The sequence below is a fragment of the Pricia antarctica genome (genome assembly GCF_900101815.1).
In the GTDB taxonomy this organism is placed as follows: Bacteria; Bacteroidota; Bacteroidia; order Flavobacteriales; family Flavobacteriaceae; genus Pricia; species Pricia antarctica.
Genome location: NZ_FNAO01000002.1, coordinates 291,627 through 306,222, shown reverse-complemented (window position 1 = coordinate 306,222; position 14,596 = coordinate 291,627). Strand labels below are relative to the sequence as shown.

The window sequence follows — 14,596 nt, the reverse complement described above, 5'->3', positions numbered from 1 at the left end:
GGCTATAACGGTTTACTTTAGCTCAAATGCCGGGGAAGTTTTTTTAATTGTTTAAACAAGTAAACCGAAAAAGTCTGTCCGCCATAGACCAGATAACGACTAACTCTAAAATCACTTAAATTCCAAATGCGAAACGGCATTTACTTGATTGGTTTGTCATGCGTAATTTATTGGAGCTTATTTCTAAGTCGCGACCGAAACTGGTTGTGGCAATTAACACAGCTTTGTTGGAGGATATTATATTGACTCAATATTTCCGACATTTTATTTTGTTGTGCGGCCTTACTGATAGCTGCAGCACGATCATGTACCACCATATCAATTCGTACAAACTCCTGTATATCTTCTCCCAAGTTCTTTTTGATAATTTGCATCTGTCCTGGATTGATTTCCAGATGGTGAGTTATACGGTAAGCTGCACTGTCAATCATAGGATAATTCTCTATAAAAACACCTTCGTTTATCTGTTTCATGTCTGCCATCAGTCGATACATGATTGGTAAAAGTTCATCAGATTCCGTTAACTGTTTGTCATGAGCATTGCTTTGCTCTTTTTTACTATCTTTACAAGACATTGCTGTTAGGCTTACAAAAACCATTACCGTAATTGTTATTGTTAATTTTACCCTTTTCATTTTGTCTTGATTTAAGTTTATGATTATAATTTGTTGTTTATCTATTCTTTAAAAGGATTTATAATTTTTGAATTACACTTTCTAGCATTGAAGTTATTTCATTGGCAACATCGTTCAATTTTTCATTTTCTACAGCCTGCATTGATGCCATTGGGTTTACCGCGGCTACCTCAATAACTCCATCTTCAATTTCCTGTACTATGACATTGCAGGGCAACATCGTTCCAATTTTATCTTCTGCTTGCAATGCTTTATGTGCATAGGGAGGATTACAAGTTCCAAGTATCCTATACTTTTTAAAGTTTACATCCAGTTTTTTCTTTAAGGTTGCGGTTACATCAATTTCTGTGAGTATACCAAAACCTTCATCTTTCAATCCTTTTGTAACTTTATCGATTACTTCTTCAAAAGTGCCTTTGATTGTTTTATTGAAATAATAGTTCATAATTTTTTAATTTTTAGTGTTCAACGTTCGTTTTTGTTCTTCGTACTCTTCTTTGGATATTTCGCCCTTGGCGAACCGGTTGTCGAGTATGTCCATAGGATTTTCCTTCTTCGCCGTATTTTGCCTATTTCGTCCATTGTACAGCAATATCACCAATACAAGCACGACCGGTATCAGTATCCACCACCACATCATCATAATCGTATAGTTTTAATTAATTAATCGTTTTCATTTGTAGTTATCCAAACCTTTAGGGCAGGAATTTATTATCCCTCGTTTTTCATTTTTCCTTTCATCTTTTGCATCATTTCAGGATTTTTTTCCATCATCTTCTGCATCATCTCTTCCTTCATTTCAGGGTTTTCATCCATCATTTGCATCATCTTTGCTTTCATCTCCTTTTTCATCGTTTTGTTACTATGGATTTCATCCATCAGCATTTTACGGCCCTTTTCGTTTTCCATCATTTTATCGAGCATTTTGGCTTGCATCTTTTGCATCATTTCAGGGTTGTCCCCCATCATTTTCTGCATATGGGATTCCATTTTTTCTTTCATTTCGGGGTTTTTCTCCATCATCATTTTCATGTTTCCGGATTCCATCTGCTCCATATGGGCCTTCATCAATATCTTTTTGGCCTCTTCGTTTTTTTGTGCCTCACTGATGAAATTGGTAAACTGGACCGGGTTTGATATGATTTCTTTATAAACGGCATTTCTATTCTCTTCGACCTGCAATTTCTCGGTGGCATTGAAGGTTGATTTACAACCTACCATTGTTCCCACTAATCCGATTGCCATTAAAATTTTTACTGCTGTTTTCATAATTTTCATTTTTAGATAATTAAACATTCATTTCAAACTGATTTTTTATTTTTTGGGAATTGATTAATGCTATTCGATTTTAAAGTTCCTCATCATCCCCATATCCTCGTGTTCCAGATTATGGCAATGGTAGAGGAACAACCCTTTAAAATCCTCGAAGCGCATTACCAGGTCCATATACATTCCCGGCAACAGGTACACGCTATCCTGCCATCCTTCATCTACGATTCCGTCTTTAACGGCGTTCCATAGGTTCCGGTCAACGTTGTCGGTATTTCTGTTTATGATATTGAACTGTAATTGATGAATGTGCACGGGGTGTGGCATTTGCATCATGTTTCCCATACCGCTACCATTTCCCATCATACCACCATTTCCGCGCATTCCCATCATACCGCCTCCATCATTTTGGCTCTCGGTGGTACTATTTCCCCCATTGTTTATTCGCCAGACTTCCGTGGTGTTAAGTTTTACGATTTCTTCGTCCGCTACTTCCATCCCATTGTAGGTTCTTCCGTTTATCGTCCATTCCATCATTTCCTCCATTCCGAAATTGAACGTTCTTGGGGAAGTCCTGTTCGCTACATCTGTTGGGTTTAAGGTTTTATAGGTTGGTAATCTATCTGGCAGACTAGCATCATTCTTCCTCGATGCTCCCACATTGATGTTAAGAATATCAAATTGGCTGTTGTAAGGCAGCGAATTATCACTTTGGTTCCCCATCATTCCGCCACCCATCATTCCTCCACCCATCATGCCACCGCTCATCATATTGTCCAATGGTATGGGCAGGTGGATTAACTTTAACTCCTCGTTTTGGGATTTCTTCGATAAATCCAACCATACGTCAACCCGTTGTGCGGGACCCAACATTAAATAGGGCAGTATTTTGGGACTTCCCAAAAGCCCACCATCAACACCAAAAACGGTAATGGGTTCTCCCGAACCCCAAGCCAATTTATAGGCGCGGGAGTTGGAACCGTTGAGCAGTCGTAACCGATATTTCCCATCCTTATTTAGGGATAGGGTGTTATCGATTTTACCATTGATTAGTATTCGATTGCCCAAAAAGCCTAGCATTTGGTCCATTTTTCCGTTTGGCAAATAGACCAATTGGTTATTTTCATCGAAAGTTCTGTCCTGAATAACAACAGGAACATCATAATCCCCTGTAGGCAGGTTCAAGCCTTTTTCCTCTTCATCCGTAACGATGAACAAACCTGCAAGCCCGCGGTAAACCTGTTCTCCTGTATGACCGTGGGGATGTGGATGGAACCAATAGGTACCCGCCCTGTTCATAACTTCAAATTCGTAAAAATAAGTTTCCCCTTCTTCTATTACGTGTTCCGGATGCCCGTCATTCTCGTGGGATACGTGCAGCCCGTGCCAGTGAATTATGGATTTATCAGGAATCTCGTTTTCAAACCGTATCCGTACCCTATCTCCTTTCTTTACCCGTATTATGGGGCCGAGAGCACTTCCTTCTAACTGTTGCAAGGTCTGTTTATCTCCCTTTACTAAAGAACCCCTGTACGAATAGGTATCCGTATTTTTGGAGGATAGAATTTTAGTACTTGACTGTACTGCCTTTAACTGTATATCGATGTCGGCATCGAAATCGTTATTGACAGCGTTTCCAACATTGGGATGAGCGGAAGGCGTATCCGATTTACAGGAACTAAATAATGGCATCGCATAAAAACCAGCGGCGACCAGTCCTGCTGTTTCAATGAAACTTCTTCTATTGAATTTATTTTTTTCTTTCATTACTTGACTTTTTTAAATTAAAACTCAAAAAAACACGGTCCCGACCTCTAATCCATACCCCTAGTGTGCAGACATACCGAAGTCTTATCAAAATTTCCTTTTCTATTCCTAGTTGTTTGCATCGTTCCTTTTTAAGAACCATTTTTCCCCTGTAAATACCAATACCGTAAGTACTACCGCTACAACGACCACCAATACATCACTGGATATTTTTATCCATAAAAATGCGCCTAGAACCACAAGGTCCAATATAATGGCGGTACCGACATTCTTATTGGGGCTTACAATTTCCCCCCCGCTATTGGTTATGGTCGTAAAGCCTTTGTAGGCCAGGATGGACAATGCCGAAGCCCCTAAGTAGCTGGAGACCGGATACTCGGACAAACTACTGGAAGGGACTACTTCTGAAAAGGAGAATCCCGCCGCCCACAGACCGCCTATCGCAAAAATGGAGATACCCCCGATTTTGAGAATGGCCATTACCAACGATGATTTGCCGATAACGTTGTTTCCCGAAATATTGATCAAGAAAGCTGTAATCAATAGTACGACACCTAAAACAGGAACCCATACGCTATCGCCCCCAACATCGAACAATTGTAACGTATACGAACCGAAGGTACGGGCAACCAAGCTCTCATTGATGACCATAGAAAAAGCCATTAGCAAAGCACCGGATGCCGCAAGTGCACCTTTACCATAAATCTTTTTCAGATAGGTTGCGATCCCTCCTGCAGAAGGGTATGCATTTGACATCTTAACGTATGAGTAGGCACTAAAGCCCGAGATAATGGCCCCTGCCAAAAATGCAATGGGAAACCACTGTCCGGACAGTTCGGCAACCTGTCCCAAAAGGGCAAAGATACCCGCACCGATCATAACACCGGTACCCAGTGATACGGCACCGGTCAAACTCAGGCTATTTTTTTTGTATCCGTCCATCTTTTAAAATCTTACTGACAGGCCACCACCCCAATCAAATCGGTTATCATAGCTCGCCATAATCGAAAAATTTCTTCCTAAAACATACTCAAGACCTACTTGCCATGTGGTTTCACTTTTATAGCTCGTTCCCTCGGGTAAATTATCGACCCATCCAAAATCGATTTGATATTCATATTGGCCGTATATCCCTATCCTAGGAAACAACATTGTTGCCGTTGAAAAGCTGACCAATGGCCTTAGCTTATCGTCTATTCGCAATTCGGAGTCTATTAAAAGCGGTAATAAATACCGAACCCCACCGATTGCCCTGGTATTTATTTCGTCAAGACTGTCCGCACCTTCATTCTCGACGTTTACTCCTCCAAAAATCCTGAAATAACTATTAAGCCATCGTTCATACGTAAACTGGGCTTCCAAATTTTGGTTCCATCCATATTCCCCACGAAAAATAAACTGGTTTCTGATGTTGGTAGCGGTAGCGTAAAGTTCGGTCATATGACTGGCAGCCGTTAGCTCGCCCCAAGTAAATATGTGATCGGCTTCGTTTGTAAGATTGGTCAATGCATTTCCTTTCAAGCGTTCATCTCGTGGCGTGTCATAACTGAACACTCTGGCCATACCGCTGTTTAAATGATATAGAACGTGACAGTGGAAAAACCAGTCGCCATACTCATTGGCATTAAACTCGATGACCACTTTTTGCATGGGGGCTACATTTACCGTATGCTTTAATGGGGAATACTCCCCATTTTCGTTCAACACCCTAAAAAAGTGACCGTGTAGGTGCATGGGGTGGTGCATCATTGTCAGGTTATTGAGCGTGATGCGCACCACTTCTCCTTGCTTGATTTTTATCTTATCAGTTTCGGACAGTGGTACCCCATTGATTGACCAGACATATCGATTCATGTTACCCGTTAAGTTGAAAAGCATTTCCTTTATAGGCTTATCGCTGTTAAACTCTGTAGGTACTGGCGAGCGTAAGTAATTGTAATTGAACTCTGGATTATCCCCGGTTTTCATAGTAGAACCTATAACTTTGTCCTCTGGAATGATATATCCCATCTTCATTTTACCATCATCCATCTGGGTTGAATCTTTTTTCATTTTCATCCCATCCATTTCCATTTTCCCCTCTTCCATCTTCACATTGTCCATAGCCATGCCGTCCATTTCTGCCTGTTCGGCAGGCGGATTCATTTCATCCATTTTCATCGCATATTTTTTCATATACTTGATGGAATCATTTTTAGAAGGATTGAACTTGGCTGCCGGAGCGCCCATCTTCATGCCCATAGCCATCATTTTTTTCATGCTTTCAATCAAATCCGGTTCTGGCACCATCGGTGCTGCCATTACCGGGCCTGTTCCCAAATAGGCGGAAGCATGCCCCGAGCCGTCTTGGGCCATTGCTCGAACTTCCAATTTTCCATTTTGGGGAATGGTCAGTAAAAAATCGTATGTTTCCGCTACGCCGATAAGGGTTTTGTTTTTCGTAACAGGAACCACATCTTGACCATCCGCCGAAATTAAGGTAGGATCCCCACCGCCAAAAGTCAACCAGAAATAGGAAGCTGCCGAAGCATTTACAAAGCGGACCCTCACTTTCTCACCAGGTGTAAAATTGGGATATTCTTGGCCTGCCTTACCGTTTATAAAAAACGTATCGAAATAATTGTCGGATATGGCCATATCGGGCATACGCTGCCACATCATTTTTAGCTTGGCGCCAACGGCATTTTTCTTGATTATTTTATCCCAGCTCTGTATCTGTCCTTTTCGGATTAAATACCATTCGTTGCCCCTTTTAAGATTCTTTAGTTGGGAAGCTGGGTTTTCGTCCATCCAATCGGATAGTACTAAAACCAAATCATGGTCATACTCAAAGGTCTCCTCTTTAGGATTGATTTGTATCGACCCATAAACTCCCCTTTGCTCCTGTAATCCTGTATGGGAATGGTACCAATAGGTACCCGATTGTTTAAGGGCAAATTTGTATTGGAGCGTTTCTCCCGGCCGTATCGGAGGAGTGGAAAGATAAGGTACACCATCATAAAAGTTAGGAAGAATCATGCCGTGCCAATGCACCGATGTTTCCACATCCATTTTGTTGGTCACGTTGATAATGGCAAACTCGCCCTCGGTGAACTCAAGGTTGGGCCCTGGAATACCACCGTTGATGGTCATGGCCCTTACGTCTTTACCTGTATAGTTAAGCGTTTCGTAATCAATGGTGAGGTCATAGACCCTTTCAGGCCAATTGTCCATATTTTCTTCGATTTCGTTGGATACCAATTGTGAGCTACCTTCGTAGGATATAAGAAGCAACAACAACATTAAAATTTTTCTAATCATGGTTCTCATTTATTAATATTTTGTTACTTACCATAAGTATGCTATTCAACGGGCAGACCTTACTTTTATCCATTTGTATTTTAACTCATTAGATAATTGATAATGGCCGATTGCACGTAATACATTTTTATCGACTCTATCCGGTTTATCTGAAACTTCAATTGTAGTTCCTGAATGTCCAAGACATCATTAAAATCAATGGTTCCCGTCTCGTAACTTTTAATCAGGATTTCCTCCGCATCATTGGCCTGCTGTATATTTTTGGCCTGTGTTCTAAAACGTATTCTAGCAGCTACTCGGGCATTGCTTGCCTCGCTCAAAAGGGTTTCCAATTTGTTTCTGCGTTCCTGCTTTTGGGCGGTTATTTCACCTTGCTTCAGCTTGTTCTGTTCGGATATGGATTTGTATTTGTTGTTGAATATCGGGATGGATACCGACACCATGGGCATCAAAATATCCTTTCCGTTATCATCGAAGGCCATGTCGGACCTTTCGGCAACGGGTACATAATCCAATCCGAAACCAAGGTTCGGGAAGGCCTCTTTTTGGTTCAATATCTGGGACTGTTCTACCGACTCATATAATTTGTTATACTTTATAAGTTCGGGATGCAGGTCAAGGCCTCCCTCATCCATAATTGGGTCTTGTTCCGGTACCGTTAGTCCGTCGTAAACTACAATTTGGGTTTGTCCGTCCCGGTTCAAAAGATTATTGAGCAAGGTCTGTTCTGCCACATACTCCTGTTCTAGCACTTCTTTCTGTTGCTCCAGCTCGTTCTGCCTAATCTGTAGGCGAAGCACATCAACAGCGGATGCGCTGCCAACTTCCACGGAAGTCAAGGCCAAACGCTCATAAGTATCCAGCAACTCAATGTTCTCGTCCAATACCTTTTGTTTTGCCACAATCGCAAACAGGAGGTAATAGGACTGCGAGACCGATAATACCAATTTTCTTTTGGCGATGACCAACTCTTCATATTGGGCATCCGCCAAGGAACTGGCATAATTTTCACGGGCGGTAATGGTACCGAACCATGGTATCATCTGTTTTGCCGAGAATCTTGCTTTCTGTGCTCCGGTCCGTGTTTCGGGCTCGCTTACAAAATAGCCCGCGCTCACTTCTGTATTGGGCAAGGTGTTGACCTCGTTCACCTTTTCAGAGGCAATATTATACCGCAATTCGAAAGCCTGAATCTCGGGATTGTTGAGTTCGGCCTGTTGGATTAGACTTTCCAACTCTTGCCCGTGCACGGAAGCGATGGATAGTGTTCCAATCAATAGGTATAGGTATTTGTTCATTTGGATATTCTTTTTAATTCAAACTCGGCCTTCCAGCTGTATAAAACGGGCACGACAAATAAAGTAATCAACGCGATAAGCATTCCTCCAAAAGAGGGAATCGCCATGGGTATCATAATATCGCTACCTCGGCCGGTGGATGTCAATACGGGAAGCAATGCCAGAATAGTGGTAGCGGTTGTCATCAAACACGGACGAATACGCTTTTCTCCTGCTATAACCACAGATGCCCTTATCTCGTTTTTAGTTTCCGGTCTATTCCTATCAAAAGTCTGTGTTAAATAGGTGGCCATTACTACGCCATCATCCGTAGCGATACCAAAGAGCGCAATAAAACCTACCCATACGGCAACACTCAGGTTAATGGTATGCATCTGGAAGAGGTCACGTAGATTTTCCCCAAAAAAGTTAAAGTTCAAGAACCAATCCTGCCCATAGAACCAGATCATAAGAAACCCGCCAGCGAAGGCCACCGCTATCCCCGTAAAAACCATTAACGAGGTCCCTACCGAACGGAATTGGAAATAGAGAATCAGGAATATGATGGCCAATGCCAACGGCACGACCACCGATAACGTTTTTTCGGCACGTAATTGGTTTTCATAAGTACCTGTAAACAAATAATTGATACCCTTGGGAACCACCAGTTCCCCGCTATCTATTTTTTCCTGTATCAGGGCCTGGGCATTTTCGACCACTGCAACCTCGGCAAAACCGTCCAACTTATCGAACAGCACGTAACCGACCAAAAAGGTATCCTCACTCTTGATGACCTGCGGGCCTTTTTCATATCTAATTGTAACCAACTCGCTCAAAGGAACAGGGCTTCCCTTCGCAACAGGCACATAGATGTTCTTCAAATCTGCTGGGTTCTCGCGCAACTCTCTTGGATATCGCACCCGAATACCATATCGTTCGCGCCCTTCCACCGTTTGGGTGAGTATCATCCCCCCGACGGCCACTTGCAATACGCTTTGCACATCTTCGATAGTAATACCGTACAGTGCCAGTCGCTCCCTATCGATATCTATCAGCAAATAAGGTTTTCCGACAATTCGATCTGCGAAGACGGCTTCCTCTTTGACCCCCTCGGCCTGTTTCAAAATACCTTCGAGCTTAAGACCGAAGGCTTCTATTTCCCTTAAATCCTGACCCTTTACCTTGATACCCATGGGGGCACGCATTCCCGTTTGCAGCATGACCAATCGGGTCTCGATTGGCTGTAATTTAGGTGCCGACGTAACCCCTGGGAGTTTGGTGACCTTCACGATATCGTTCCAAATATCGTCTGGAGATTCAATTTCCGGTCTCCAGTTCCGGTAATATTCCCCGTCGTCATCGGGTATCAAATCTTTTTGTTTTACGGAAAATGCGGATGTAATTGCAGATTCATCATAGTTTCGATCATCATCTACGACCCTATTCGGATTGGTAACAAAAGTACCGTCGTTAAGTTTAAAAAGACCGTCTTCATTGACCCTGTAACGCTGCCGTTCCCTATCTTCGTTCAACATGTATTCGGGCTTGTATTGGATAATGTTTTCGTACATGGACAAGGGCGCTGGATCCAATGCGGATTCTGTTCGGCCCGCTTTACCCACCACTGTTGCTATTTCTGGAATACTGGCGACCGCCATATCCAGCTGTTGCAATACCCGCTTATTTTCTTCCACCCCTGCGTGTGGTAATGAAGTTGGCATCAATAGGAACGAACCTTCATTGAGCGAGGGCATAAATTCCTTGCCCGTATTCTGCATAATTAACACACCGAAGATGACAATAAGCGTCGGGACGGAAAGGAATAGGATTTTGTTTCGTAGCGCCCATCTTAGTATTCTCGTATAGTAATTCCTGAATACGATAAAGAAGCCTAGAAGTCCGAAACAGATAAATGCAACGAAAATCAGGTTGATAAAAATGCTACGGTCAAGGCCCAGTGGCCGCCAATAGCTGGCCAACAGGAATACGATTGCCGTAGCTGAAATAATAATATTCAAAAGACTTGCCTGTTTTTCGGAGAGGGAAAATCCATTGAAAAGCCGCCCCGCAAGTTCTGCATTTTTCAATGGCTTTAACGTTCCGAAGGCTATTAGCACGAGCCCCAGCCAATAGCCATATACTACCGCTATAAGGCCAAGGACTATCATAAGTATACTAAAGACATAACCTACAATACTCTTGCTCCGTTTCTTTCTAAAGAGGAAAGCCGCAAAGGGAGGTATCAAAAATAGGGCTACAATGATGGATGCCGTTAACGCAAACGTTTTTGTAAAAGCCAACGGCCTGAACAATTTTCCTTCTGCACCTATCATTGTAAATACAGGAATAAAACTGATGATCGTGGTCATTACAGCGGTTAATATGGCTCCCGATACTTCTGCCGAGGCATTATAGACTACGGTATTGATAGGTAGGTCCTCTTCATTTTCGTCCAAATGCCGTATGATGTTTTCGGAGAGTATGACCCCGACATCCACCATGGTTCCAATGGCGATGGCTATACCAGAAAGTGCTACGATATTCGCATCCACATTGAAAAGTTTCATCGCGATAAATACCATGAGTACCGCAACGGGCAACAATCCTGAAATTAGGATGGATGCCCTTAAATTGAAGACCATAATGATGATGACCAAAATGGTAATCAAAATTTCCAATGTCAGGGCTTCATTGAGAGTGCCCAACGTTTCTTGAATAAGTTCGGTCCTGTCGTAAAATGGAACAACCGTGAGCTGGGATGTTCTGCCGTCTTCAAGTACTTTGGAGGGGAGTCCTGCACTTAAATCAATAATTTGATCCTTTACATTGTTAATGACCTCCATGGGGTTGGCACCATACCGTGCGACCACTACACCCCCAACAACTTCTGCGCCTTCCTTGTCCAATATGCCACGCCGAGTGGCAGGTCCGTGAGAAACTTTTCCGATATCCTTTATTCGGATGGACGTATAATCTTCGGAAGTAATCACTGCGTCTTGGAGATCTTCGATTGATTTCACGTAACCGAGACCCCGAATCAGATATTCGGCTTGGTTGATTTCCAACGTCTGTGCCCCGATGTCCCGATTGCTTTGTTTTACGGCCTTTACCACCTCTTGCAGTCCGATACCGTATTGCTTCATCAGTTCGGGATTTACATCAACCTGATATTCGAGCACATATCCACCTATGGATGCCACCTCTGAAACACCACTTGCCGACGACAGCGCATATTTCACATAAAAATCCTGAATGCTTCTGAGTTCGTGTAAATCCCATCCGCCCGTGACATTTCCATCTTGGTCACGGCCTTCCAAAGTATACCAGAATATTTGTCCAAGTCCCGTAGCATCCGGTCCCAATGCAGGGTTGACCCCATCGGGCAACAAGCCGCTTGGGAGGGAATTCAATTTTTCAAGGATCCGGCTTCGGCTCCAATAGAATTCGATATCCTCTTCGAATATGATGTAGATACTGGAAAAACCGAACATTGAGGAACTACGGATGGTCTTAACACCGGGGATTCCTAGAAGGGAGGTAGTAAGCGGATAAGTTATCTGGTCTTCAATATCCTGTGGCGAGCGACCGTCCCATTTGGTAAAAACGATCTGCTGGTTTTCACCGATGTCCGGTATGGCATCAACAGCAACGGGGTTTCTTGGCAACGAGCCCGTACTCCACTCAAAAGGAGCGTTTACGGTTCCCCAGCCTACAAAAAGGATTAGCAGCAAAACCGCGACCAATTTATTCTCTATAAGAAATTTGATGCTTTTATTCAGCATGGTATTGATGATTAAGTAATTAGAAGTTCTGATTGGAAAACAGCAAAACAGGACAAGCCCTGAACTGCTATCAGTTGGGCCTTAGATTTCTATTACTTAAAAATCAAATAAGGAAGGTCTGGTCTAGGACCTGTATATCCTTGACCAAAAGTGGAGGGGGGTAATCGCTAAACGAGACTATGTTTTCAGGTAATCCTTCAAAAAGATTGAGATATGAATATACGAAAGAAGCTACAAATTGCAGTTGCGCAAAACTCAGTTTATCAAATGATAGTTTTAAATTGTCTTGCCCATCAATAGATAGCATCTCATCACTACAACAATCTTTCTGTGATAAGCCGGATCGTTCGGGATGCATGTCTTTTTGAACATCCATACCACAAGATTCAGCTTTCCCGAACAAAGAATAATCCACTAAAAAATCCCCGCAATAATGTTGCTCGACCGTAAAGGAAAAGGTCGAGAACAGCACAATCAGTGCCATGGAAAAAGACATTATTTTATGAAAGAAACTTTTCATATTGTTTTGCAAAGCTACAAAATTTATAAAGCAAAATTTTTGTTTAACAAATTTTTAGAAATGAAGCAGTGGAATTACTATGAGGGCAAAGCTCTGTCTTCGTCTTCAAACGGCTCATGACAATTGTCATGTTTTGTTTTAGTCCGTAATGTGGCTTTATCCCAAATTGCATCCTAGGACCAAATCCATATTCCCTTTTTGATGCAGCTATTTTCTCAAATGTAACAACTTGACGAAATTATGTAGATAAGAAAGAAAATTATGCAGATATAGTCCACTAAGAACAAATACTTTTAACTAACGAAAACAAAATCGGTGCGATGCAGATAAAGGAATCTTCAACAATGTACGACGTAATCATAGTCGGCTCCGGTGCAGGCGGCGGTATGGCCACGAAAATACTCGCCGATTCGGGCCTAAAGGTCGCCGTTGTAGAGGCCGGTCCCTATTTCGACCCCAAAGACCCCGAACAGATGACCCAATTAAAATGGCCCTGGGAATCGCCAAGAAGAGGTGCAAGCACTGTCAGGCCCTTTGGGGATTTCGATAGTGCCTATGGCGGCTGGGATATCGATGGCGAACCCTACACAAATAAAGACGGCAGTAATTTTAGGTGGTTCCGCTCACGCATGTTGGGTGGTAGGACCAATCATTGGGGCAGAATTGCCTTGCGCTTCGGACCTAGGGATTTTAAACGTAAAAACGAGGATGGATTAGGCGACAATTGGCCCATAGGTTATGAAGATGTCAGGCCCTATTATGATAAGGTCGACAAATTGATCGGAGTCTTTGGCACCAATGAGGGATTGCCTAACGATCCCGATGGTTTTTTTCTGCCACCTCCAAAACCTAGGCTACACGAGCTTTTTTACATAAAGGGCGCGCGAAAATCAAATATCCCCGTTTATCCGTCGAGGCTGTCCATCCTTACGAAAATGATAAACCAGGATAGGGGCATCTGCTTCTATTGCGCGCAGTGTTCCCGGGCCTGTATGGTATATGCCGATTTCTCGGCGCAAACCTGTTTGATCATTCCGGCACAAAAAAATGGGGGGCAGATCGATCTATTTCTAAATGCCATGGTCAGGGAGGTTACCACCGACGAAGAGGGCAAGGCAACGGGCGTGTCATACATCAACAAGGAAGATAGAAAAGAATATAAACTGAAAGGGAAAGTCGTAGTCTTAGCGGCCTCGGCCTGTAGCTCGGCCCGTATTCTCCTAAATTCAAAAAGTAGCCAACACCCAAATGGATTAGGCAATAGCAGCGATATTGTGGGGAAATATTTGCACGATTCCACGGGTGCGAGCAGGGCGGCCTTTATACCGGACCTCATGAACCGGAAAGTATCCTATAATGAAGATGGTGTCGGGGGCATGCACGTGTATTCCCCCTGGTGGGGCGACAATAAAAAATTAGGTTTCCCACGCGGTTACCACATAGAGGTATGGGGCGGAATGGGAATGCCCAACTATGGCTTTGGGTTTAATCCCAACGAATTCAATAAATTCTTCGGCACCAAGGTAGGGGGCTATGGCTATGGTCTTAAGGACGATGTAAAAAGATACTATGGCTCCGTACTCGGCTTCGGAGGCCGGGGCGAATCTATAGCCATGAAGAAGAATTATTGCGAAATAGATCTTACCAAAGTGGACGAGTTCGGCATTCCGGTGCTTCGGTTCCAGTACAAATGGTCCGATCATGAGCATAAACAGGTAAAGCACATGCAGGATACTTTTGAGGAACTGGTCCACAATATGGGAGGCGAGGCCCTAGGGGCAAAACCAACCAAGGAACAGAATTACGGTATCTCCCCGCCGGGATGGATCATTCATGAAGTGGGCACTACCCGAATGGGCAACGACCCTAAAACCTCGGTCGTGAATAAGTTTCAGCAACTTCACGATACAAAGAACGTATTCATCGTTGATGCCGGTCCCTTTGTATCACAAGCGGACAAGAACCCCACATGGACCATCTTGGCGCTCTCCTGGAGAACATCGGATTATATTGTCGAACAATTGAAACAGCAAAATATTTAGGAAA

11 protein-coding genes are annotated in these 14,596 nt (G+C 43.2%); 1 reads left to right on the top strand and 10 read right to left on the bottom strand.

Features of this window, described 5'->3' with window-relative positions; genetic code table 11:
• Positions 1-167: 167 nt before the first annotated feature.
• The 10 genes from BLT07_RS04150 to BLT07_RS04105 form a co-directional block, all read right to left on the bottom strand.
• Complete coding sequence (locus BLT07_RS04150) at positions 168-635, bottom strand: cytochrome c (RefSeq protein WP_091866080.1); 468 nt, start codon at positions 633-635, stop codon at positions 168-170.
• A gap of 58 nt (positions 636-693) precedes the next feature.
• Positions 694-1,080, bottom strand: a complete 387-nt coding sequence (locus BLT07_RS04145) for a DUF302 domain-containing protein (RefSeq protein ID WP_091866078.1) — start codon at positions 1,078-1,080, stop codon at positions 694-696.
• 6 nt (positions 1,081-1,086) lie between these two features.
• Positions 1,087-1,278: an SHOCT domain-containing protein gene (locus BLT07_RS04140; RefSeq protein ID WP_091866076.1), complete on the bottom strand. Its 192-nt coding sequence runs from the start codon at positions 1,276-1,278 to the stop codon at positions 1,087-1,089.
• Positions 1,279-1,346: 68 nt separating this feature from the next.
• A complete protein-coding gene (locus BLT07_RS04135; protein ID WP_245726443.1) occupies positions 1,347-1,904 on the bottom strand; it encodes a hypothetical protein in 558 nt (185 codons plus the stop codon).
• Between the two features lie 69 nt (positions 1,905-1,973).
• Positions 1,974-3,671, bottom strand: a complete 1,698-nt coding sequence (locus BLT07_RS04130; protein WP_091866074.1) for a multicopper oxidase family protein — start codon at positions 3,669-3,671, stop codon at positions 1,974-1,976.
• Between the two features lie 108 nt (positions 3,672-3,779).
• Positions 3,780-4,613: an APC family permease gene (locus BLT07_RS04125; protein ID WP_091866072.1), complete on the bottom strand. Its 834-nt coding sequence runs from the start codon at positions 4,611-4,613 to the stop codon at positions 3,780-3,782.
• 3 nt (positions 4,614-4,616) lie between these two features.
• Positions 4,617-6,971, bottom strand: coding sequence for a multicopper oxidase domain-containing protein (locus BLT07_RS04120; protein WP_091866486.1), 2,355 nt, complete (start codon positions 6,969-6,971; stop codon positions 4,617-4,619).
• An 80-nt stretch (positions 6,972-7,051) separates the two neighbouring features.
• A complete protein-coding gene (locus BLT07_RS04115; RefSeq protein ID WP_091866070.1) occupies positions 7,052-8,269 on the bottom strand; it encodes a TolC family protein in 1,218 nt (405 codons plus the stop codon).
• Positions 8,266-12,030: an efflux RND transporter permease subunit gene (locus tag BLT07_RS04110; RefSeq protein ID WP_091866068.1), complete on the bottom strand. Its 3,765-nt coding sequence runs from the start codon at positions 12,028-12,030 to the stop codon at positions 8,266-8,268. The genes BLT07_RS04115 and BLT07_RS04110 overlap by 4 nt, the downstream gene beginning before the upstream one ends.
• A 103-nt stretch (positions 12,031-12,133) precedes the next feature.
• Positions 12,134-12,550 carry an HYC_CC_PP family protein gene (locus BLT07_RS04105; RefSeq protein WP_091866066.1) on the bottom strand — a complete coding sequence of 139 codons (417 nt, stop codon included), beginning with the start codon at positions 12,548-12,550 and terminating at the stop codon, positions 12,134-12,136.
• A 320-nt stretch (positions 12,551-12,870) separates the two neighbouring features.
• On the opposite strand from BLT07_RS04105, the gene BLT07_RS04100 reads away from it, so the two are divergent.
• A complete protein-coding gene (locus BLT07_RS04100; protein ID WP_091866064.1) occupies positions 12,871-14,592 on the top strand; it encodes a GMC family oxidoreductase in 1,722 nt (573 codons plus the stop codon).
• The last annotated feature ends 4 nt before the right edge of the window (positions 14,593-14,596 follow it).

Excerpts from the sequence above, each read along its gene's own strand:
- BLT07_RS04150 (WP_091866080.1), bottom strand. The coding sequence starts at position 635 with ATGAAAAGGGTAAAATTAACAATAACAATTACGGTAATGGTTTTTGTA.
- BLT07_RS04145 (WP_091866078.1), bottom strand. The coding sequence starts at position 1,080 with ATGAACTATTATTTCAATAAAACAATCAAAGGCACTTTTGAAGAAGTA.
- BLT07_RS04140 (WP_091866076.1), bottom strand. The coding sequence starts at position 1,278 with ATGATGATGTGGTGGTGGATACTGATACCGGTCGTGCTTGTATTGGTG.
- BLT07_RS04135 (WP_245726443.1), bottom strand. The coding sequence starts at position 1,904 with ATGAAAACAGCAGTAAAAATTTTAATGGCAATCGGATTAGTGGGAACA.
- BLT07_RS04130 (WP_091866074.1), bottom strand. The coding sequence starts at position 3,671 with ATGAAAGAAAAAAATAAATTCAATAGAAGAAGTTTCATTGAAACAGCA.
- BLT07_RS04125 (WP_091866072.1), bottom strand. The coding sequence starts at position 4,613 with ATGGACGGATACAAAAAAAATAGCCTGAGTTTGACCGGTGCCGTATCA.
- BLT07_RS04120 (WP_091866486.1), bottom strand. The coding sequence starts at position 6,971 with ATGATTAGAAAAATTTTAATGTTGTTGTTGCTTCTTATATCCTACGAA.
- BLT07_RS04115 (WP_091866070.1), bottom strand. The coding sequence starts at position 8,269 with ATGAACAAATACCTATACCTATTGATTGGAACACTATCCATCGCTTCC.
- BLT07_RS04110 (WP_091866068.1), bottom strand. The coding sequence starts at position 12,030 with ATGCTGAATAAAAGCATCAAATTTCTTATAGAGAATAAATTGGTCGCG.
- BLT07_RS04105 (WP_091866066.1), bottom strand. The coding sequence starts at position 12,550 with ATGAAAAGTTTCTTTCATAAAATAATGTCTTTTTCCATGGCACTGATT.
- BLT07_RS04100 (WP_091866064.1), top strand. The coding sequence starts at position 12,871 with ATGCAGATAAAGGAATCTTCAACAATGTACGACGTAATCATAGTCGGC.